This is a genomic window from Levilactobacillus lanxiensis (assembly GCF_016861655.1).
Classification (GTDB): Bacteria; Bacillota; Bacilli; order Lactobacillales; family Lactobacillaceae; genus Levilactobacillus; species Levilactobacillus lanxiensis.
In genome coordinates, this window is record NZ_BOLN01000004.1 from 177,246 (window position 1) to 199,330 (window position 22,085).

At 51.7% G+C, this 22,085-nt stretch carries 18 protein-coding genes and 2 tRNA genes; 18 read left to right on the forward strand and 2 right to left on the reverse strand.

Annotation, left to right across the window (positions count from 1 at the left end):
* From galU to whiA, 11 genes are all read left to right on the forward strand, one after another.
* Complete coding sequence (gene galU / locus JUF22_RS06555; RefSeq protein ID WP_203638918.1) at nucleotides 1-906, forward strand: UTP--glucose-1-phosphate uridylyltransferase GalU; 906 nt, start codon at nucleotides 1-3, stop codon at nucleotides 904-906.
* A gap of 71 nt (nucleotides 907-977) precedes the next feature.
* Complete coding sequence (gene trxB, locus JUF22_RS06560) at nucleotides 978-1,913, forward strand: thioredoxin-disulfide reductase (protein WP_203644709.1); 936 nt, start codon at nucleotides 978-980, stop codon at nucleotides 1,911-1,913.
* A gap of 159 nt (nucleotides 1,914-2,072) precedes the next feature.
* Nucleotides 2,073-2,711 carry an HD domain-containing protein gene (locus tag JUF22_RS06565; protein ID WP_203644711.1) on the forward strand — a complete coding sequence of 213 codons (639 nt, stop codon included), beginning with the start codon at nucleotides 2,073-2,075 and terminating at the stop codon, nucleotides 2,709-2,711.
* Nucleotides 2,711-3,232, forward strand: coding sequence for an acetyltransferase (locus JUF22_RS06570; protein ID WP_203644713.1), 522 nt, complete (start codon nucleotides 2,711-2,713; stop codon nucleotides 3,230-3,232). The genes JUF22_RS06565 and JUF22_RS06570 overlap by 1 nt, the downstream gene beginning before the upstream one ends.
* Nucleotides 3,233-3,459: 227 nt before the next feature.
* Nucleotides 3,460-5,466, forward strand: a complete 2,007-nt coding sequence (gene uvrB, locus JUF22_RS06575; RefSeq protein ID WP_203644715.1) for an excinuclease ABC subunit UvrB — start codon at nucleotides 3,460-3,462, stop codon at nucleotides 5,464-5,466.
* Nucleotides 5,467-5,486: 20 nt separating this feature from the next.
* Nucleotides 5,487-8,339, forward strand: a complete 2,853-nt coding sequence (gene uvrA / locus JUF22_RS06580; RefSeq protein WP_203644723.1) for an excinuclease ABC subunit UvrA — start codon at nucleotides 5,487-5,489, stop codon at nucleotides 8,337-8,339.
* Between the two features lie 228 nt (nucleotides 8,340-8,567).
* Complete coding sequence (locus JUF22_RS06585; protein ID WP_203644725.1) at nucleotides 8,568-9,113, forward strand: HdeD family acid-resistance protein; 546 nt, start codon at nucleotides 8,568-8,570, stop codon at nucleotides 9,111-9,113.
* Between the two features lie 139 nt (nucleotides 9,114-9,252).
* The gene (locus tag JUF22_RS06590; protein ID WP_203644732.1) at nucleotides 9,253-10,905 is read left to right on the forward strand and encodes an FAD-dependent oxidoreductase; all 1,653 of its coding nucleotides are present in this window, start codon (nucleotides 9,253-9,255) and stop codon (nucleotides 10,903-10,905) included.
* Between the two features lie 1,013 nt (nucleotides 10,906-11,918).
* Nucleotides 11,919-12,803: an RNase adapter RapZ gene (gene rapZ / locus JUF22_RS06595; protein ID WP_203644734.1), complete on the forward strand. Its 885-nt coding sequence runs from the start codon at nucleotides 11,919-11,921 to the stop codon at nucleotides 12,801-12,803.
* Complete coding sequence (mgfK, locus tag JUF22_RS06600) at nucleotides 12,800-13,813, forward strand: gluconeogenesis morphogenetic factor MgfK (RefSeq protein ID WP_203644736.1); 1,014 nt, start codon at nucleotides 12,800-12,802, stop codon at nucleotides 13,811-13,813. Before rapZ ends, mgfK begins: the two co-directional genes overlap by 4 nt.
* Before the next feature lie 2 nt (nucleotides 13,814-13,815).
* Nucleotides 13,816-14,754 carry a DNA-binding protein WhiA gene (whiA, locus tag JUF22_RS06605; protein ID WP_203639822.1) on the forward strand — a complete coding sequence of 313 codons (939 nt, stop codon included), beginning with the start codon at nucleotides 13,816-13,818 and terminating at the stop codon, nucleotides 14,752-14,754.
* Nucleotides 14,755-14,957: 203 nt separating this feature from the next.
* On the opposite strand, the gene clpP is transcribed toward whiA, so the two are convergent.
* Entirely contained in the window at nucleotides 14,958-15,554 is a 597-nt protein-coding gene (gene clpP / locus JUF22_RS06610) for an ATP-dependent Clp endopeptidase proteolytic subunit ClpP (protein WP_125765551.1), read from the reverse strand.
* A 316-nt stretch (nucleotides 15,555-15,870) separates the two neighbouring features.
* Here clpP and JUF22_RS06615 point away from each other — a divergent pair, with 316 nt between their 5' ends.
* The 3 genes from JUF22_RS06615 to JUF22_RS06625 all read left to right on the forward strand — a co-directional run bounded on the left by JUF22_RS06615 (nucleotide 15,871) and on the right by JUF22_RS06625 (nucleotide 17,209).
* Nucleotides 15,871-16,317, forward strand: coding sequence for a LytTR family DNA-binding domain-containing protein (locus JUF22_RS06615; RefSeq protein WP_203644738.1), 447 nt, complete (start codon nucleotides 15,871-15,873; stop codon nucleotides 16,315-16,317).
* Between the two features lie 5 nt (nucleotides 16,318-16,322).
* Nucleotides 16,323-17,054 (forward strand): LiaF transmembrane domain-containing protein, encoded by a 732-nt coding sequence (locus JUF22_RS06620; protein WP_203644739.1) that lies wholly within the window; start codon nucleotides 16,323-16,325, stop codon nucleotides 17,052-17,054.
* An 83-nt stretch (nucleotides 17,055-17,137) separates the two neighbouring features.
* Nucleotides 17,138-17,209: transfer RNA gene (locus JUF22_RS06625), tRNA-Arg, on the forward strand.
* Nucleotides 17,210-17,406: 197 nt separating this feature from the next.
* On the opposite strand, the gene JUF22_RS06630 is transcribed toward JUF22_RS06625, so the two are convergent.
* Nucleotides 17,407-18,006: an ECF transporter S component gene (locus JUF22_RS06630; protein WP_203644741.1), complete on the reverse strand. Its 600-nt coding sequence runs from the start codon at nucleotides 18,004-18,006 to the stop codon at nucleotides 17,407-17,409.
* Nucleotides 18,007-18,135: 129 nt separating this feature from the next.
* Here JUF22_RS06630 and JUF22_RS06635 point away from each other — a divergent pair.
* The 4 genes from JUF22_RS06635 to JUF22_RS06650 all read left to right on the forward strand — a co-directional run bounded on the left by JUF22_RS06635 (nucleotide 18,136) and on the right by JUF22_RS06650 (nucleotide 22,061).
* Nucleotides 18,136-18,207, forward strand: a tRNA-Arg gene (locus JUF22_RS06635).
* A 363-nt stretch (nucleotides 18,208-18,570) separates the two neighbouring features.
* Nucleotides 18,571-19,599: a sugar-binding transcriptional regulator gene (locus JUF22_RS06640; RefSeq protein WP_203644743.1), complete on the forward strand. Its 1,029-nt coding sequence runs from the start codon at nucleotides 18,571-18,573 to the stop codon at nucleotides 19,597-19,599.
* 68 nt (nucleotides 19,600-19,667) lie between these two features.
* Nucleotides 19,668-20,678: a type I glyceraldehyde-3-phosphate dehydrogenase gene (gene gap, locus JUF22_RS06645; protein ID WP_203644752.1), complete on the forward strand. Its 1,011-nt coding sequence runs from the start codon at nucleotides 19,668-19,670 to the stop codon at nucleotides 20,676-20,678.
* Nucleotides 20,679-20,858: 180 nt separating this feature from the next.
* Nucleotides 20,859-22,061: a phosphoglycerate kinase gene (locus JUF22_RS06650; protein WP_203644754.1), complete on the forward strand. Its 1,203-nt coding sequence runs from the start codon at nucleotides 20,859-20,861 to the stop codon at nucleotides 22,059-22,061.
* Nucleotides 22,062-22,085 lie beyond the last annotated feature (24 nt).

Genomic DNA, 22,085 nt, shown 5'->3' on the forward strand with positions numbered 1-22,085 from the left:
ATGAGAAAAGTTAGAAAAGCAGTGATTCCAGCGGCGGGTTTGGGAACCCGTTTCTTACCTGCAACCAAAGCGTTAGCGAAGGAAATGTTGCCCATCGTGGACAAGCCAACGATTCAATTCATCGTTGAGGAGGCCCGGAAGTCTGGCATTGAAGATATCGTGATCGTGGATGGCAAGTCTAAGCGCTCGATTGAAGATCACTTTGATTCCAACCCGGAATTGGAAGCGAATTTGGAAGCCAAGCATAAGGATGACCTTTTGCGTCAGGTTCAAGAAACCACGGGCATGAATCTCTACTTTATTCGCCAGCCCTATCCACGAGGCTTGGGGGATGCCGTATTGACAGCCAAGGCCTTCATCGGCGACGAGCCTTTCGTTGTGATGCTGGGTGACGACATGACCGACAGCAAGGTGCCCTTGACCAAGCAATTGATCGACCGGTATGAAGAAACCGGGGCGTCCACGTTGGCAGTGATGCGGGTCCCACACAAGGATACGGCGAAGTATGGCGTGATTAATCCTTCTGAGGAAACGGCGCCAGGCCTGTACAACGTCACGAATTTTGTGGAAAAGCCCCAACCGGATGAAGCACCTAGTGACTTAGCCATTATTGGCCGGTACCTGTTCACCCCAGAAATCTTTGAAGCCCTGGAAAACACGCCAGTCGGCTTGGGCAACGAACTCCAATTAACGGATGCCATTGATAATTTAAACAAGACCCAACGCGTGTTTGCCCACGAGTACACGGGCAAGCGGTTTGACGTCGGCAATAAATTCGGCTGGATTCAAACCAACATCGAATATGGGTTGAACCATCCGGAAACGAAAGACCAACTCCGGGCCTACATCAAAGAGTTGGGCGCTAAGTTAGCCAAGGCTGACGAGAAGGCTCCCAAGTCGAAATAGGTGACAAACTTACTTTTTAATAGTAAAGTAGGCTCTATCATTAAAGGCATGAGTGGAAGGGAGCGTTACGCTTGAAGAATTATGATGTGATTGTAATCGGCGCCGGCCCCGGTGGGATGACCGGAGCGCTGTACGCCTCACGGGCCAACTTATCCGTTTTAATGTTGGATCGCGGCATCTATGGGGGTCAAATGAACAACACGGCTGCCATTGAAAACTATCCTGGGTTCAAGTCCGTTCTCGGACCCGACTTGGCCAAGGACATGTACGAAGGCTCAACGCAATTTGGCGCTGAGTTTGCCTATGGTAGCGTTGAAGCCATTGAAGATCATGGCGACCACAAGGTGGTTAAGACCGACGACGGTGATTATGCTGCCAAGGCAGTCATCATCGGTTCCGGTTCCGAATACAAGAAGCTGGGCGTGCCTGGCGAAGATAAATTCGGTGGCCGGGGTGTTTCCTACTGCGCGGTCTGCGACGGAGCGTTCTTTAAGAACCGCGAAGTTGCCGTGATCGGTGGCGGGGATTCCGCTGTTGAAGAAAGCATCTACCTCTCTGGATTAGCTTCCAAGGTCACGGTCTACGTTCGGCGTGACCAATTGCGGGCCCAAAAGGTTATCCAGGACCGGGCGTTTGCTAACGAGAAGATCGAATTCGTTTGGAACACCAGCGTGACCGAAGTGTTGGGTGACGACATGAAGGTGACTGGTGTGGCCACGAAGAACAACGTGACTGGTGAAACTGGCGAAAAGGCTGTGAGTGGGGTCTTCATTTACGTGGGGAACTTACCAATGACCGATCCTTTCAAGGACTTGGGCATCACAGACGACGCTGGTTGGATCAAGACTGACGAACACATGCGGACGGCTGTTCCTGGCATTTTTGCTATCGGCGATGTGCGGCAAAAAGATTTGCGGCAGATCACGACGGCGGTCGGCGATGGTGGTATCGCGGGCCAAGAAGCCTTCAGTTTCATCGAAGACTTAAAAGCCGCTGCGGCTAAATAAGGATTAAATGGAAACGGGAACGCCTTTGCGGGTGGGTCCCGTTTTTTATTTTGGCACAATAGGTGAATTGAAACCGAAAAGAGTGGTAAGCTAACTTTAGAATCTGTTGGGGCAACCACCTCAACGGTAATCACTGACTTGAGGGAGCTGAACTGAATTATGGGCATGAATCAATTTTTGCAAAGTTTGAGTGACTTGGAAACGATCGACCGGGCACCGGGATACTTTAAATTTGAGCAACACTCCGTGGCCGCCCACTCGTTTAAAGTGGCAGAAGTCGCGCAATTCTTAGGCGACGTGGAGGAGCAAGCCGGGAATGACATCAACTGGCGGCTGCTGTACGAGAAGGCCTTGAATCACGATTACACCGAGCGTTTTATTGGTGACATCAAGACGCCCGTGAAGTACGCGACGCCGCAATTGCGTCAAATGTTAGCCGACGTGGAAACGTCCTTGACGGCCAACTTCATTCAAAATGAAATTCCCGAACAGTTCCAAGCCGCCTACACCCGCCGGTTAGGTGAAGGGAAGGATGACACACTGGAGGGCCAGATTCTTTCCGTGGCCGACAAGGTGGACTTGCTTTACGAATCCTTTGGCGAAATTCAAAAGGGCAATCCGGAACCCGTCTTCACCGAAATTTACCGGGAAAGCCTGAGCACGATTTTGAAATTCAATCAGATGGCTTGTGTTCAGTACTTCTTGGCCGAGGTATTACCAGAAATGTTAGCGGCAGACTTTAGTGACCGACAAAAGTTGGCGCAGTTGACGGATAAATTATTGGAGGATAACGCCTAATGAAACTAGCAGAAGTTTGGAATCAACGATTGAACGGTGCCAGTGTGCGGCCGTTAACGCATGACGATGACACGCTGATCTACCAATTTCAGGCTAGCCATCCGGAATACTTTGCCCATTTTCAGGAGCATCCCGTGACCCGGCAAGAGGCCATTCAAGACGTGACGGACATCCCGTTGAACGCACAGCCGGAGCAGAAGGCCTACCTGGGCATTTTCCAGGATGGCGAGTTGCAGGTGCTGGTCGATTTGATTATCGACTACCCGCTGCCAAGTCTGGTTTGGCTGGGCATGTGGTTGCCGGCTAAGACGGTCAGCGCGGAACAGTCCGCGGCCTTTTATGCGAGCTTGGTCGCGACGCTGAAGGCCGCCGGGGCGGTGCAACTCCAGTTGAGTGTCTTCATGGGCGACCGGCAAATGAAGCAGTTCTGGGAAGACCGCGGGTTAGCCGCGATGCAGACGACCGCCCTCGTGAAGGGTGACCGGGTCGCCAACGTGACGATTTACCAGGATAAATTTTAGGCAGGTCGCCAAACTGGCGAAAGTATGTTCGGTATGGTAAAATATTTTAGCGTAATGAGTTTGGATTTACGTCCAGACTCTTTTTGCGATTGCAGGTATTTCCGCCGCGCTGGCGGGGCCTAGCAACAAATGAAACTGTCGCGTGGCGGCGAGGAAAGCGTGACTGGTGACAGTCAGGACTTTCAGCCAGCGCAGTGAAAATAACAGTAGCAGGGAGGTTACCATTCATGATCGATCGACAAACGGACCGTAAGTTTGATTTGGTGTCCAAGTATCAACCTACCGGGGATCAGCCCGAGGCCATTAGCAAGTTGACCCAGGGCATCGAGTCTGGCGAGAAGGCTCAGATTCTGTTGGGGGCTACCGGGACCGGGAAGACGTTTACCATTTCTAACGTCATTAAAAATGTGAACAAGCCGACACTGGTGTTGTCCCACAACAAAACGTTAGCGGGACAGCTCTACGGGGAATTCAAACAGTTTTTCCCGAACAACGCGGTGGAATACTTTGTTAGTTATTATGATTATTATCAACCGGAAGCTTACGTACCCTCGAGTGATACCTATATCGAAAAGGATTCATCCATCAATGATGAAATCGATAAACTGCGCCACTCGGCGACGAGTTCGTTACTGGAACGCAACGACGTGATTGTTGTGGCGTCCGTCTCGTCTATCTTTGGGTTGGGTGATCCGACCGAGTACAAGAACCACGTGGTTTCCTTGCGGGTCGGCCAAGAGCTTGAACGGGACGCCCTGTTACGTAAATTAGTGAATATTCAATTTGAACGCAACGACTACGACTTCCAGCGGGGCCGGTTCCGGGTTCACGGGGATGTCGTTGAAATTTTCCCAGCGTCCCGGGACGAACGGGCGCTACGGATCGAGTTCTTCGGCGATGAGATCGACCGGATTCGGGAGGTTGATGCCCTGACCGGTGAAATCGTGGGCGACCGCGAACACGTGGCTATCTTCCCAGCGACCCACTTTATGACCAACGATGACATCATGGCGAAGGCCACGGCGGGCATCGAAGGTGAGCTCAAGGATCGGGTTGAAGAACTCGAGAACGGTGGGAAGTTGTTGGAGGCCCAACGGCTGAAGCAACGGACCACGTATGACCTCGAAATGATGCGGGAAATGGGTTACACCAGTGGGATTGAAAACTACTCACGCTGGATGGACGGTCGTAAGGAAGGGGAACCGCCTTACACGTTACTGGATTTCTTCCCCAAGGACTTCTTGATGGTCGTCGACGAATCTCACGTCACCATGCCCCAAGTGCGGGGGATGTACAACGGGGATCGTGCCCGGAAGCAACAGCTGGTCGACTATGGTTTCCGGCTGCCAAGTGCGCTGGATAACCGACCATTGAAGCTCAACGAAGTGGAACAACACATTAACCAGGTCGTTTACATGTCAGCCACGCCAGGCCCTTATGAACAAGAGCAGACCGACCACGTCGTGCAACAGATCATTCGACCAACCGGTTTGTTAGATCCAACCATTGAGGTTCGACCAATCATGGGTCAAATGGATGACCTGGTGGGTGAAATCAACGCTCGGGTTGAAAAGAACGAGCGGACCTTTGTGACGACTTTGACCAAGAAGATGTCCGAAGACCTGACGGATTACCTGAAGGATCTGGGCATCAAGGTGGCCTATTTACACTCGGACATCAAGACGCTGGAGCGGACCGAAATCATGCGGGACCTGCGACTGGGCAAGTACGATGTCTTAGTCGGCATCAACCTGTTGCGGGAAGGAATCGATATCCCAGAAGTTTCGTTGATTGCGATTCTGGATGCCGACAAGGAAGGCTTCTTGCGGAACGAACGGTCGTTGATCCAAACGATTGGGCGGGCTGCTCGGAACTCCCACGGGCACGTTATTTTGTATGCCGATAAGGTCACGGAGTCCATGCAAGCTGCCATGGATGAGACGGCCCGGCGGCGGGAAGTTCAGATTGCTTATAACAAGAAGCATGGGATTACCCCAACGACTATTATTAAACCAATTCGTGACTTAATTGCGGTCACGAAGAAGAACGATAACGCTGACGAGAAGGATGACTTCGTGGCCAGCGACTTTGAAGATATGACCAAGGAAGATCAAGAAAAACTGATTGTTCGGTTGGAAGACGAGATGCGGGCCGCTGCTAAGAAGCTCGATTTTGAGCAAGCCGCCTCGCTCCGGGATACCATCATGGACATGAAGACCGAGATTGGTGATTAGGTTAGTGAGGAGATTTCAATTTGGCAAACGATAAAATCGTGATTCACGGGGCGCGGGCCCACAACTTAAAGGATATCGACGTGACGATTCCTAAGAACAAATTGGTCGTTATCAGTGGCCTGTCCGGTTCTGGGAAGAGTTCATTGGCATTCGATACGCTGTACGCGGAAGGTCAACGCCGTTACGTTGAGAGTCTGTCATCATACGCGCGGCAGTTCTTAGGACAGATGGACAAACCAGACGTCGATTCCATTGATGGACTCAGTCCGGCCATTTCCATTGACCAAAAGACGACCTCAAAGAACCCCCGGTCGACGGTCGGAACGGTGACCGAAATCAATGACTACCTGCGCCTGCTGTGGGCCCGGGTCGGGACACCTATCTGTCCTAACGACGGTACCCAGATTACCAGCCAGAGTGTTGAGCAGATGGTCGACCAAGTTCTGGCCTTGCCTGAACGGACGAAGATGCAGATCTTATCGCCCATCGTCCGCGGTAAAAAGGGCCAGCATAAGAAGATTTTTGAAAAGATTCAACGCGAAGGGTTCGTCCGGGTCCGCGTAGATGGTGAAACCATGGACCTGTCCGAAGTCCCCGAACTGAACAAGAATCAGAACCACGATATTGCCATCGTGATTGACCGGGTCGTGGTCAAGAAGGGCATTCGTTCTCGGTTATTTGACTCATTCGAAGCCGCCTTGCGCCTAAGTGGTGGCTACTCTATCGCCGACCTGATCGACGGGGACCCCATGATTTTCTCCGAACACTACGCCTGCCCGGTCTGTGGGTTTACGGTGGGGGAACTCGAACCCCGGCTGTTCTCCTTTAACGCGCCGTTTGGGGCCTGCCCGGACTGTGATGGGTTAGGGGTCAAGCTGGAGGTCGACTTGGATCTGGTCGTTCCCGACAGAACTAAGACGCTGCGCGAAGGAGCCTTGGAACCCTGGAATCCCATTAGCTCACAGTACTACCCAGCCTTGCTTGAACAGGCTTGTGACGCTTTTGGCGTGGACATGGATATCCCATTTGAAAAGCTCTCCAAGAACGACCAAGCCCTGGTGCTCTATGGGTCACAAGGTAAGGAATTCCATTTCCATTATGAGAACGACTTTGGTGGCGTGCGTGACGTGGATGTTGAATTTGAAGGGGTCATCCCGAACATCGACCGGCGTTACCACGAGACCAATAGCGACTTCACCCGTGATGTGATGCGCAAGTACATGACCGAATTAACCTGTCAGACCTGCCACGGCTTCCGGTTGAATCGTCAAGCTCTGAGTGTCAAAATCAATCACCAACACATCGGTGAGGTCTCTGAATTACCCGTTGAAAAGGAATTGGCCTTCTTCCAGGACCTTTCCTTTGGGGAACAAGACCAAGTCATTGCCCAACCCATCCTGAAGGAAATTCGGGACCGGTTGACGTTCTTACGAAACGTGGGGCTGGATTACCTCACGCTCAGTCGTTCGGCGCGGACCCTGTCCGGTGGGGAAGCGCAACGGATTCGGTTAGCCACACAAATTGGCTCGAACCTGTCCGGGGTGCTCTACATCTTAGATGAACCCTCAATTGGGTTGCACCAACGGGACAACGACCGGTTGATTGCCTCACTCAAGCAAATGCGTGATCTGGGGAACACACTGATCGTCGTTGAACATGATGAGGACACCATGCGCGCCGCCGATTACATCGTGGACATTGGTCCTGGTGCGGGTGAGAACGGAGGCCACGTGATGGCTGCCGGCACGCCTAAGCAGGTCATGCGTTCACGGAAATCGTTGACGGGGCAGTATTTAGCCGGCAAGCAGTACATTCCGGTACCGTTGGAACGACGCGCTGGCAATGGCAAGTCCATCGAAATTACCGGTGCGGCTGAAAACAACCTGAAGGATATCACGGTCGACTTCCCGTTAGGTGAGTTCGTCGTGGTGACCGGGGTTTCTGGGTCCGGAAAGTCGACGCTGGTCAACACGATTCTGAAGCGGGCCTTGGCCCAGAAGTTGAATCACAACTCCGAGAAGCCCGGTAAGTACAAGAGCATCGCCGGGGTCAAAAACATTGAACGACTGGTGGATATCGACCAGAGTCCCATTGGCCGGACGCCACGGAGTAACCCGGCGACCTATACCGGGGTCTTTGACGACGTGCGGACACTCTTTGCGCAGACCAACGATGCGAAGCTGCGGGGCTATCAGAAGGGCCGGTTCAGTTTCAACACCAAGGGTGGTCGGTGTGAAGCCTGCCACGGTGATGGAATCTTGAAAATCGAAATGAACTTCCTGCCCGACGTCTACGTGCCTTGTGAAGTTTGTCATGGGACGCGGTACAATTCCGAAACCCTGGAAGTCGAATACAAGGGGAAGAACATCTCTGACGTCCTGAACATGACGGTCAGTGAAGCCCTCAAGTTCTTCGAAGCCATCCCCAAGATTACGCGGAAGCTACAGACGATTCAGGACGTTGGTTTGGGCTACGTTAAATTAGGCCAACCCGCCACCACGTTGTCCGGTGGGGAAGCCCAACGGATGAAGTTAGCCTCCGAACTGCACAAGCAACAGAACGGGAAGAACTTCTACATCCTGGATGAACCAACAACTGGGTTGCATAGTGATGACATCAAACGCCTGTTGGTCGTGCTGCACCGCCTGGTCGACAAGGGCAACACAGTGTTGGTTATCGAACATAACCTGGACGTCATCAAGACGGCCGATCACCTGATCGACCTGGGTCCTGAAGGTGGGGAAGCCGGGGGTAACGTGGTTGCGACCGGGACGCCCGAAGAACTGGCCGAGGTCAGTGAGAGCTATACGGGTCAATACCTGAAGCCGGTACTGGAACGCGATACCGCCCGGACCAAGGAAGACCAAGCTTAACGAAATGCCAATCAGTAGCAGCTAGTGCCTCACGCCTTCGTGTGGGTCACGAGCTGCTTTTTTGATCCAGTCGGTTAGTCATCAAATTGTTACAAAATGGGGTAACGTTGACCGTTCACGGTTTGTCCGGCATTTAGGTACGGGTAGAACTTGTCGACGGGCTGAAAAACCAGTACAATGATTGAAAGCCGGTCGACACCTGACCGGAATTGTGAGGAGATGCAGACTATGTTTAATATGAATCGATCCCGTTGGGGTTTTGACTGGGGCGAGTTCATTCTCGGTATTCTATTCATCGTTGCCGCGTTTGGCTTAATGCGCTCACCTAAGATCGGGCTAACCGGATTAGCCATTATTTTTGCCTTCATGGCACTGCTGAGTGGGTTGACCACGATTGCGGGTTATAAAAAATTGCATGATGCAACCGGATTACGGGCTAACTTTGCGTTAGTTTTTGGTGTCCTGGATATTCTGATTGCGGTGGTGTTCTTCTTTGATATGAACAGTGCCATCGTCACATTGGGCTACTTATTTGCCCTGTGGTTTATTTTTGACTCCATTGAACGCCTGCTGGTCGCCAGTCACCTTCGAGATTTTGGGGGCGTTTGGTTCTGGCTGTCGGTTGTTTTAGATGTCGTGACCTTAGTCGTCGGCATCATGCTCTTCATTCACCCAATTGCGGCCGCCTTATCGTTGAACGTGCTGATTGCGTTCTTCTTTGCGGTCTTTGGCGTGAACGCGATTTGGATTGCCATTGCGCGCAGTCGGTCTTAAGCCTAGTTGAGTCGGTAAACGGAAATCGTTTGCCGGCTTTTCTTTTACACTTATTGGCAAAATAGTTGCGCCCGCTGATGGGTCAGCTATACTGAAGAAAGTTACATACCTGCGGGGGTATCTCGAAAGGAGCTTGGATATGAAAATTGTGATTGTTGGGGGCGTGGCCGGTGGTATGGCCGCTGCCGCACGACTACGCCGGTTGGATGAGACGGCAGAAATTGTGGTGCTGGAACAGGGACCCTACGTGTCGTACGCCACCTGTGGCTTGCCGTTTTATCTGTCCGGTGAAATCAGTGACCGGGAAGACCTCTTAGTTCAAACGCCTGCTAAACTACGGCAACGATTCGCTATCGATGTCCGAACGAATCATCGGGTAACGGCCGTTGATCCAGCGCAGCATACGGTGACCGTGGTCAGCCAGGGACAGGAACAGGTCGAAGCTTATGACCGTCTGATTTTAGCGCCCGGCGCCGTGCCGATTGTGCCCGAATTAGCTGGATTGGCTGCCGCCAAAAATGTTTGGGTTCTGCGCAATATTCCTGATTTAGATCAGATCATGGCGCAACTCAACGCCACGGCCGCCCAGCGCGTCACGTTAGTGGGTGGCGGCTTTGTTGGCTTAGAAATGGCTGAGGCCTTGCGTCAACGGGGCTTGACCGTGACCCTCGTGGAACAGCACCAACACCTTTTGCCACCGTTGGATGAGGAAATGGCGGCTGGCATTCAGCGGACGCTGGCAGCCCATGACGTCCGCGTCATTACCGGACACGCGGTTCAGGGATTCCGCCACGCGGGCCGGACACTGGTCTTGGATGATGAGACTGAACTGCAAACGGACCTGACGTTGTTGACGGTCGGTGTGCGGCCGGCCACGGACTTCCTTGCCAGCAGTGGCATCAGGTTAGGGGACCACGGCGGCATCGTGGTTGACGATTATTACCAAACGAGTGCCGCTGACGTTTACGCGGTAGGGGATGCCATCCTGGTCAAGCAACAACTGACCGGACAGAACGCGCTCATTTCATTGGCATCACCAGCCAATCGGCAGGGCCGCCAGGTAGCGGATAACGTGGCCGGCCATCCCCGGCGGAATCGCGGGAGTATCGGCACAGCTATTGTACGGGTATTTGAGCAAACTGCGGCGATGACCGGGCTGAACGAAGCCGACCTACGCAATCAAGGCGTGCCGTTTCGAGCGGTTCACGTGCGCGAAGACAATCACGCCAGCTACTTCCCCGGTAGCCAGTCGCTCTTATTAAAGCTCCTTTTTGCCCCGGATAGTGGCGAAATCTACGGCGCACAGGGCGTTGGGCCGAGTGGCGTGGACAAGCGCATCGACGTTTTGGCCACGGCCATCAAGGGACATCTGACGGTCGCGGACCTACCGGAGTTGGAGTTGTCCTATGCGCCACCGTTTGGTTCGGCCAAGGACCCCGTGAACCTGCTGGGGTACGCCGCGTTAAACGTGGTTGAGGGTTTTAGCGACAACATTCAGTGGTCCGCACTCAAGGAAAATGAAGTGGCCGGGCGTCAACTGATTGACGTGCGTAATCCGGATGAATTGGCGCAGGGGTATTTTCCAGACTCTCGGAACATTCCGCTCGACCAGTTGCGTGACCGGCTAGGCGAATTGGATCCAAAGCAAGCGTACATTGTCAGCTGTCAGAGCGGTCACCGAAGTTACGTGGCCGAGCGAATTTTGAAGCAGCAGGGGTTTGATGTGGTTAACTTGGATGGGGGCTTTTCGCTGTATCACACGGTCCGTCCAGACGAGCTCCTATACGACTAACGAAAATTAGGAGGTGACGTGCGTTCCCGGCGGTGAATTCAAGGTGTCCCGCTATGGAGGACGGTTCCAGCCTGAGAAGCGGGCTTCCACCTCGCCTTGAAACCTCGCTGAAGGTCGCGAGTTTCCAAGGACACCTCATGTTCTAAGCTGAGAATAAAGCACTCAGCTAAGAACATCGACACAGCGGGGAACCTTGATTCACCTCTGGTCACTCACACTGGCCGAATTATTTTCGGTGGTTGCCGGAAGGGCTAGACTGCTCTAATCTGATCAATCCCAAACAGAGGGACGGAGTATCTTAGTTCCAGCAACAGCGGACTCAAGGTGCCCTGCTGTGGGCACTGTTCGTTCCCGGCGGCGGGTTCAAAATGCCCTGCTATGGGGCCGGTTTCAGCCTGAGGGGCGGGCTTCCACCTCAACTTTGAGCCTGGGAACCGGTCTCAAAGGTTGTCCCGTGGACTAGGCTGGGCAAATACCCCAGCCTAGTCCACCGACACAGCCGGGCATTTTGACCCGCCTCTGGTCACTGACATTGCTCACAGCTAGGCCTATTTTCACCAGCACTGTGGCTGATACGGGTTTGAAACTGAAACTTGTGGTTATGGTTTGTCAGACATAACTAGAGCCGTGTCCTAAAAGGACTATATCAGCTGTTCCAGCGGGGCGCCTTGGCCCGCCTCTGGTCACTCACACTTTCGATGGTTGCCGGAAGTAGGTAGACTGGTGTGGTCGTCCCAAACTTTAGGGACGGGCGTCTTAGCTTCAGCAATAGAGGATGCAGCTACGTTAGGTAAGCCAGTTAAAAAACACGAGGGAGGACCGCCGTCCTAACCTCGTGTTTTTAAATCGCCTCAAGTCATGGTGGTGTCGTCACCCTGACCCCAACCAACGTCCCCCATGAAAAGCCGGTAAGTTTCCAAAAAACGGTGAATTTAAGAGAATCGTTAGGAAAAGACACACCCGGTGTGTTATACTGCATAAAGATTGTTTTCGAAAAGGAGCAAAGGAGAGCCATGACAGAAGATATTCGCCTGGTCATTATCACCGGGATGAGTGGGGCCGGCAAGACCGTCGCCATGCAAAGCTTTGAAGATTTAGGCTACTTTTGTATTGATAACATGCCGCCTTCGTTGCTGCCGAAATTTTGGGACCTGGTTCGCGAGTCGGGGAAGCTGTCCAAGATTGCGTTAGTGATCGACCTACGTTCACGAGCATTTTATGACGAAATTGTCCGGATGCTGAACGATGTGGCGGTTCATGGGACCATGAACGCCCAGGTGCTTTTCCTGGACGCCTCGGACGAGGAGCTGGTGTCCCGTTACAAGGAGACCCGGCGTTCCCACCCGTTGGCGCGAAATGGCCGGGTGATGGAGGGAATCCAGCGCGAGCGCACCTTGCTCGCCCCCATTCGTCAGGCAGCGCAGTTGGTCATTGATACCACAAAATTAAGCCCACGGAAGTTGCGGGAAGAAATTTTTCATAACTACGAAACGGAAACCACCCACACGTTTCACATCGAGATCATGTCGTTTGGCTTTAAATACGGCCTGCCCATCGATGCCGACATCGTGATGGACGTCCGGTTCCTACCGAATCCGTACTATCTGCCCGAGCTGCGGGAGCAGACTGGGCTGGATCAACCGGTCTATGATTACGTAATGAGTCAACCACAAACGGAGGACTTTTATCAGCGTTTCGTCGGCCTGTTGACGTCTATCGTGCCCGGCTATAAAAAAGAGGGCAAGTCGAGCCTAACGATTGCGATTGGCTGTACTGGTGGGCAACACCGCTCGGTCGCCTTGACGCAACGCATTGGCAAGGCCCTCGGGGACACGTACCCCGTGCACGTTACCCATCGGGATATCAACAAACGAAAGGAGTCCGCTAATCGATCATGAGAGACCTAACGAACAGCCGCCGGCCTAAAATCGTGGTCATTGGCGGGGGCACGGGGCTACCGGTCATCTTGAGCAATTTACGCGATCAAGATGTCGATATCACGGCAGTCGTGACCGTTGCGGATGACGGGGGTTCCTCCGGCATCATCCGGCATTACGTGAACGTTGTGCCGCCTGGAGATATTCGCAACGTCATGGTGGCGTTGGCGGAAGTCCCAGACATTTATAAAGACTTATTTCAGTACCGGTTTGAAACGACGGATGATTTCTTTGCGGGTCATGCCATTGGCAATCTCATCATTGCCGCCCTGTCAGAAATGCGGGGGGGTATTTTTGATGCCGTGCAGGAATTATCCCAGTTGATGCGGGTCAACGGCCACATTTACCCGGCCGCGGACGAGCCACTGGAATTGCATGCGCAGTTCGCTGATGGCAGTACGCTCAGTGGGGAGTCAGAAATCACGGCCGCCCACAAGCTGATTAAGCGGGTCTGGGTCGAAACCAGTGACCATCATGACCAGCCGCAAGCCGTCCAACCCGTGATCGATGCCATCATGAACGCGGATCAAATCGTGTTAGGGCCCGGGAGCCTATTTACCAGTATCCTGCCCAACCTGATGATCAAGAGCGTGGGGGATGCCGTGCGGGACAGTTCCGCCGAGGTCGTTTACATCTGCAATATCATGACGCAGAAGGGCGAAACGGAAAACTTTACCGACGCCGATCACGTGCGCGTCTTGAATGAACATTTAAACGCGAACTTTATTGATACCGTATTAGTCAACACCCGCAAGGTGCCCGACCAGTACATTGATTACCAACGTTGGGATGAAATGTCTCAACCCGTTCGGCATGATTTTCAGGGACTCCGTGATCAGGGGTGCCGGGTCATTTCGACCGACTTTTTACAATTACGCGATAACGGGGCGTTCCACAACGGACAAGAGGTCGTTCATGAACTCTTGAACCTGAGTGGGCAACCGCGCTATCGAATGAAACGGAGGCCTTAACGGTGTCATATGCCAGTGAAGTCAAGAAAGAATTAACCACCCTGGAGGTCCACCGGGACAACGCTAAAGCCGAATTGGTCGCGTTGATCCGGATGAACGGTGCCTTAGGGCTCGCGAACCACCACTTTGTCTTGAATGTCCAAACGGAAAATCCAGCGATTGCCCGGCGGATGTATCAGCTGCTCAAACAGTTCTATGATTTGGAAAGTGAACTGTTGGTCCGGCGTAAGATGAAATTAAAGAAAAATAACCTGTACATCGTGCGGGTCAAGACCGGCGTCACGGAAGTCTTATCCGACCTAGGAATCTTCGACGGCATGCAACTGCTAGAGTCCGTACCCGATGACATTTTAAACGATGACATGCGGGTGCGGTCATACCTCCGCGGGGCCTTCCTCGCCGGCGGTTCCGTCAACAATCCCGAGACCAGCCGTTACCATTTGGAGATCTACTCACTATACGAGGAACATAACCAGATGATTGCGGAGATGATGAACCGTTACGACCTCAATGCGCGGACCATCGTGCGGCGGAGTGGGTACATCACCTACCTGAAGGGGGCCGAAAAGATTGCCGACTTCCTGTCACTGATTGGCGCCACGACGGCCATGCTACGGTTCGAAGATGTCCGGATCATGCGGGATATGCGTAACTCGGTCAATCGCTTGGTCAACTGCGAGAACGCCAACATGGACAAGGTGGCCAACGCCTCGACCCGTCAACTCGATAACATTCAGTTTATTGATGCGACGGTCGGCTTGGGCCAACTGCCCATCAAGCTGCGCGAAGTTGCCGAAGCCCGGATGGCGCACCAAGAGGTTAGCTTGAAGGAGCTCGGCGACCTGGTGCCCGGTGGTCCGATTTCCAAATCAGGTATCAATCACCGGTTGCGTAAAATTAATGATTATGCCAAACAGCTGCGCGAAGAAGCAACGGCTTAGGTAGAGTGGAACGAAAAGGCGGTTAGCAGCCTTAAGCGGAACCGGCTGCTTTTTTGTTGCACGTTTCAGCCATATAAATGGATACACGGAAACGAGTCTGGGATTTTGTCTCAGGCTCTTTTTTCTGCCCATTTTTCATAAAGGAAAAGAGCGCAAAAAAATAGCACCAGCCCCAGGGGGTCAGTGCTATCGTTAAAACAAGTTTACTTCTTTTGTTCACTACTATTCGTCATGATGTGGTCGATCAAACCATAATCAACGGCTTCTTGGGCACTCAAGTAGTTGTCCCGTTCAGTATCTTGGTTCAGACGTTCAACGGGTTGACCAGAGTTGTCAGCCAAAATCTTGTTGATCAATTGACGCGTCTTCAAGATTTCGCGAGCAGCAATTTCAATTTCAGTTTGTTGGCCTTGGGCACCACCGGATGGTTGGTGAATCATCACTTGGGCGTGAGGCAAAGCAAACCGCTTGCCCTTGGTCCCGGATGAAGCCAAGACACTGGCCATGGAAGCTGCCATCCCCAACGTAATGGTTTGCACGTCGGATTGGATGAAGTTCATGGTATCGTAAATGGCTAAGCCGGAAGAAACGACCCCACCTGGTGAGTTGATGTAAAGTGAAATGTCCTTAGTGGAGTCTTGGGCATCCAAGAAGAGCAACTGCGCAATGATGGCGTTTGCCATGTCATCTTCGATTGGACCAGATAACATAATGATCCGGTCTTTTAAGAGTCGTGAATAGATATCATAGGCCCGTTCGCCACGGGATGATTGTTCGATAACTGTTGGTACTAAATTCATGACAAGATAGCCTCCCTTATTAACAATTAAATGGCTAGCGTTTTGCTAACATGTTGTTAGTGTACCGCTATGGTCAGAGTAGGTCAAACGAAAAGACTCGCTGATGAACCCTGAACCTTTTGACTAAAACTATCATAACAGAGTTTGGCCAAACGTCACGTATTCTGTCAGTCAATCGGAAGAGTGCTAATGCCATCAAGCCTGAGTATTCAGTCAGTTACGACCACTTACGCCGGTTAAATAACCAGTTGCGACCAGTCTATTTATTTTTCAATTGGGATATGGTTTACTAAGAACAACGAAAGGGGGTGGCAGATTGAAAATTCACGTGGAAATCGACGACACGGTAAGCGAACCCGAGGTGACGATTCGTGCGGCGGCTAATACCGATCTCAGCCAAGTGATGGCGGCGCTCGATACCGTTGGCACCACGCCTAAGCGGTTGACGCTGCGGCAACGCGGGCAAAACGTGCAAGTGGCCGTGGCGGACATTCTTTTCCTAGAAGCAGCCGATCACCAGGTCATGGTGCATACGGCCGATGCGGTCTTCGTGACCCGGCAACCGTTGTATGAGTTGGCCGAGAGCCTACCGGTGACTTTCCAACGAATTTCCAAATCAGCCATCCTCAATCGCAACCAAATCTTGTCGCTGACCAAGTCGGTGACCGGAAATTTGGTCCGGTTTCAACAGTCGCATAAACAGATTTACGTATCGCGCCGGTATTACAAGGCGTTGAAGGACGCATTAGAGGAAAAGGGGTAAGTGCTATGCATCGAAATTGGTTTTGGGGTGTGTTCCTAGTGTTAGCCGCGGGTATCTTAGTGACGAGCCGAATGGGCATCTTCACCTATCAAATTGGGTTCTGGACATTGTTAGTCGCGGTCTTCTTAGTGGCCGCGTTCGTGGAAAGCTTGGTACATTTGACAGTCGGAGGGATGGTCTTTTCGCTAGCGTTCCTGGCCATCATCTTTGCCAAACCGTTGGGCATCGCAGCGTTGGCGCCCTGGACGATTCTCGGGGCCGCTATTTTACTGACAGCCGGGTTGTCCCTGATCATCAAGCCGCGGTGGCGGTGGCACCATCACGGGCCGCGCGTCATCGTCAATGGTCAGGACTGGCATCACCGGGGGCAAGATTGGACCGAAGATGTTCAGGACGTGGATGATCCCGAGCTGACCGTGGACGTCAACATGAGTAGTAGTATCCGGTACCTGCAGTCACAGGATTTTAAACGGGCGATCATCAAGGTGTCCATGGGCAATGCCAAGGTTTATTTTGACAACGTGAAGGTCAATGACGAGGGTGCGGATATCTACGTGGATGACTCGTTTGGTGGCGTCGAACTCTACCTCCCCAAGACGTGGAACGTTAAAAATGATATGAATACTAGCTTTGGCGCAATCGAGGAAAAAGGTTTCCAAGAGATTGATCCGAATGCACCGGAAGTCCGGGTTCACGGGAATATTTCCTTCGGTGGCATGACCATCATTTATGTCTAAGTAAAAATTTTGCGACGGCCCCTTGAATTTATATGCAGTATCAGGTATAGTAATTAAGTAATCAAAAATACTGATGCTGTTATGCGCCCGTAGTGTAATGGATCGCACGTAAGATTCCGGTTCTTGAAATGGGGGTTCGATTCCCTCCGGGCGCATCAGTTGGTCGTAACCCTTGTGGTTGCGGCCTTTTTTTGTTTAAACAAGCGGATTAAGTTGAGGTATTTGTGGACAAATGTACACCAGCATGTAACCATGAATGGATACTTTTTGTCTAGCAGTCCCTTCACAAGCCGTAAATAACGGCAGAAAAAAAGCCCAGGATTTAATCCCAGGCTTTGAATATAACTTTAATTTAGCGACGAAGCTGATCCCAACGTTTCCGCAGGGGCAGGGCAATCAATGGGGCCACAAGCACGTCTAATAGTAATTCTGGGACGCCGTTAGTGAGCAATGAAATCATTAAGACGTAGCCTAAGGTTTGGTTGCCTTGAGCGCCGAATGCGGTGGCCACGGCGGGCGTTTGGTAGAAGATGAAGACCAATCCCAAGACTAGCAACGTATTGACCAGCGCTGCACAGCCGGCAGCGACCTGCATGGATCGGCGTTGGGACCAGTGACGCTTGGGTCCCCAAGCATACAGGCCACCCGCCACCAGTCCCATCAATAGGCGGGGCAGAATAGAAATAAAGGGGTTGGTAAAGATCAATGGAGCTACCGGACTGGACGGCCAGGTGAAGGCCCGAATGAACGTGATCAGTCCCCAGAAACCACCAATGGCCATACCATCCTTCGGTCCTAAGGCGGTGCCGGCGACGATGACGGTTAACCCAATCAACGTCATACTGAAGGGCCCAAAGGGAATGTAGCCCAAAAATGGAATGATATTTTGTAGTAAAACAATCGCCATGAGGAGCGCGTCCACCACCAGGCGGAAAGTCTTATGTCGCGTCATTTACCGAAACCTCCACGTAAGTTAATGCCGTTATTATAGCATGATTTTTCACGAAAACAGTCAAACTGACTTGTATTTTTATCCAAAATCAGTTATAGTAATTGAGGTGTTGTTCATAACAATTTTTATGCGCCCGTAGTGTAATGGATCGCACGTAAGATTCCGGTTCTTGAAATGGGGGTTCGATTCCCTCCGGGCGCATCACTAACAACACGGCATCTCATACCTTCGGGTGTGGGATTTTTTTATGCATTGAAATCAGTTTGTGGCTGTTGTAACGGGGAAGTTGGGGGACGTCACGACTAGCTAAGTTTTCTGGACAACGGCTAATTCATGCGAGAAAATCACCAATCTAGGGGGTTGCCAGTGAAACCTAATTTTCCAGTTTCTTCTATTGTAAGGGCTTACATAAATTAACAGACTGAATCACTTGCTAAACCACTTGTGGTGACTTATACTAATAACCGTAAAAGGTTGGCTCTGGTTGGCCTTTAAATTTTTGACCAGAGTGGGCGTTTATCAGCCACCTCTGGTCGAATAACGTCCCACTAGGAGGTAAGCAGGATGCATGAAGATTGGCAGTGGGTCGAGGCAATTATGCCCCAGATGGTTGGGAAACTGACCAGCCGCTTCCGTGTTCTGCAAGGAATCGCCAACCTCCAACCCGTCGGTCGCCGGACCCTCGCCACCAAGCTAGCTTGCTCGGAGCGCACCGTGCGGACAACGACGGATGCCTTAGCGGGACTGGGATTTGTCCAAATGTCCGTGAAGGGCATGCAGATCACGGCCACTGGTCAGCGCGTTCTACAGGGGTTAGCCCCCGTTATGAACGACTTGGCTGGGCGGCAACAACGGGAACGTGAACTAGCGCAACGGTTGGGCATTGCCCACTGTACCATTGTGCCAGGGGACAGCACCGCGGCGAATGGCTCACTCAACGGCTTAGCCCAGGCGGCTAGTCAGGTGTTGAATGATCAGTTGCCGCAGGGCCAGAGTACCGTGGCTGTCATGGGTGGTCACACGTTAGCCACCGTGGCGGATGCGTTGACTCCGGCACTAGCCGTCAATCGGCAGTTGCTATTTGTTCCGGCCCGGGGTGGTGTTGGTGAATCGCCAGCCATCCAGGCCAACGCGGTTAGTGCTGCTATGGCAGAACACACCAACAGCGAGTTCCGGCAGCTGTATGTGCCTGAGCAATTAAATACGGAGACCTACAAGCCGCTCTTTGCTGAGCCGGCCATTCACGAAGTTCTCCAGTTGATTGCGCAGAGCAATGTGGTGATTCACGGCATCGGTCAGGCATTTGTCATGGCCGAGCGGCGTAACATGGACCCGCACGTGATCGCCGATTTATCCGCGGCCCATGCCGTGGGAGAGGCCTTTGGTTATTTCTATGATGACCAGGGCCACGTCGTCAGCAAGTTCCCCCGTATCGGGCTGGAAATTGGCGACTTAGCCGCTAAACAATTAGTCATCGCCGTAGCCGGTGGTGCCGAGAAGGGCGCTGCAATTGCGGCGTACATGCGTTTAGCGCCAGCACAGACTTGGTTAATTACCGATGAAGGTGCTGCTGACTTTGTTTTAAAGAAGTGATACAATGAACATGTATTGCTTTTTAAAAAAATTATCTTTGTTTGCTTCCTGAAGGAGGAAATCACAGTATGACTGTAAAGATTGGTATTAATGGTTTCGGACGTATCGGCCGTTTGGCTTTCAAGCGGATTCACGAACTCCACTCAAGTGACATCGAAGTTGTTGCCATCAACGATTTGACGACACCTTCAATGTTAGCTTACTTGTTGAAGTATGACTCAACTCATGGCCGTTTCCCTGGCGAAGTTTCCGCTACGGACAAGGGCATCGTGGTTGACGGTAAGGAATACCCTGTTTACGCTGACCCTAAGGCTCAAGACATTCCTTGGGTTAAGAACGACGGTGTTGACTTCGTTCTCGAATGTACCGGTTTCTACACTTCCGAAGAAAAGGCTCACGCCCACATCGATGCTGGTGTTAAGCGGGTATTAGTATCTGCTCCAGCCGGTGCCGTTACGACGGTTGTTCCTGGTGTTAACTTGGACGTCTTAAGCAAGGACGATGTTATCGTTTCTGCTGGTTCTTGCACCACGAACTGTTTAGCACCTATGGCTTACTTCATGAACGAAGAATTCGGGATCAAGGCCGGGACTATGACCACGATTCACGCCTTCACTGCTACCCAACAAATCTTGGATGGCCCTCGTGGTAAGAAGATGCGTAACAACCGTACTGCCAGTGTTAACACGATTCCTCACTCAACTGGTGCCGCTAAGGCTATCGGTTTAGTTATCCCTGACTTGAAGGGTAAGTTACAAGGCCACGCACAACGTGTTCCTTTGACTGACGGTTCTTTGACGGAATTAGTTACTGTTCTGGACAAGAAGGTTACTGCTGACGAAATCAACGACGCTATGAAGAAGCACACTGAAGGTAACGAAGCCTTTGGTTACAACGCCGACGAAATCGTTTCTTCAGACATCATCGATGATGACCACGGTTCTGTCTTTGACCCAACCCAAACTGAAGTTACGACTAACGGTGACACCCAATTAGTTAAGACTGTTTCATGGTACGACAACGAATGGGGCTTCACTTGCAACATGGTCCGGACTTTATTGCACTTCGCAACTCTCTAATCCGACCGTTGTAACAGTAGCTTATAAATAGACTCACGAACGCGGCGGAGGGAGGAATTTCTTCGCTGCGTTTTTTGTAAGTCGTTAAAAATTTGCACAAGTCCTTTGAAATTCAGAGGTAAGTGCTGTATATTGTGAAAGTAATCATTTAAAGATAAGAACTCAAGGAGGATTTCAGAATTGGCTAAATTAACAGTTTCTGATTTAGACTTAGAGGGCAAAAAAGTCCTGATGCGGGTCGACTTTAACGTCCCAATCAAAGATGGCGTGATTGGTAACGATAACCGTATCGTTGCTGCATTACCAACGATCAAGTACGTAATCGAACATGGTGGCAAGGCCATCCTCTTATCCCACTTAGGTCGGATCAAGAAGGAAGACGACAAACCAGCATTGTCCATGCGTCCAGTTGCTGAACGTCTGTCCAACTTGTTAAACAAGCCGGTAACCTTCGTCCCAACGACTGAAGGCAAGCAGCTTGAAGATGCCATTGATGGCTTAAACAATGGCGACGTCTTAGTAATGGAAAACACCCGTTACGAAGATGTTAAAGACGGCGAATACGTTAAGCGTGAATCCGGTAACGACCCTGAATTGGGCAAGTACTGGGCTTCATTGGGTGACGTCTTCGTTAACGATGCCTTTGGGACGGCTCACCGTTCTCACGCATCTAACGCCGGCATCGCCGCTAACATGGCCCAAACGGCTGCTGGTTTCTTGATGGAAAAGGAAATCAAGTTTATCGGTGGCGCCGTTGACAACCCAGAACACCCATTTGTTGCTATCTTGGGTGGTGCTAAGGTTTCCGACAAGATCGGTGTGATCGACAACTTGCTGGCTAAGGCTGACAAGATTCTTATCGGTGGTGGGATGACTTACACGTTCTACGCTGCTAAGGGTATGAAGATTGGGAACTCATTAGTTGAAACCGACAAGATCGACTTAGCCAAGGAAATCTTGGACAAGGCCGGCGACAAGTTGGTTCTGCCTGTTGATTCCGTTGTTGCTGAAAAGTTTGACAACGATGCCGCTCACAAGACGGTTGACGGCGACGTGCCTGATGGCTATATGGCCTTGGACATCGGACCTAAGTCAGTTTCTGAATTCGAAGACGTTCTGAAGACTGCCAAGACGGTTGTTTGGAACGGCCCAATGGGTGTCTTTGAAATGAGCAACTACGCTGAAGGAACTTTGGAAATTGGTAAGTTCTTGGGGACCTTGACGGATGCTAAGACGATTGTCGGTGGTGGTGACTCAACTGCTGCTGTTCAACAACTCGGTGTTGCTGACAAGCTTTCCCACATCTCTACTGGTGGTGGGGCTTCTCTCGAATACCTCGAAGGGAAGACGTTACCAGGAATTGCCGCAATTTCTGATAAGTAAATTAATAAAGAGCTGTGGTGGTTG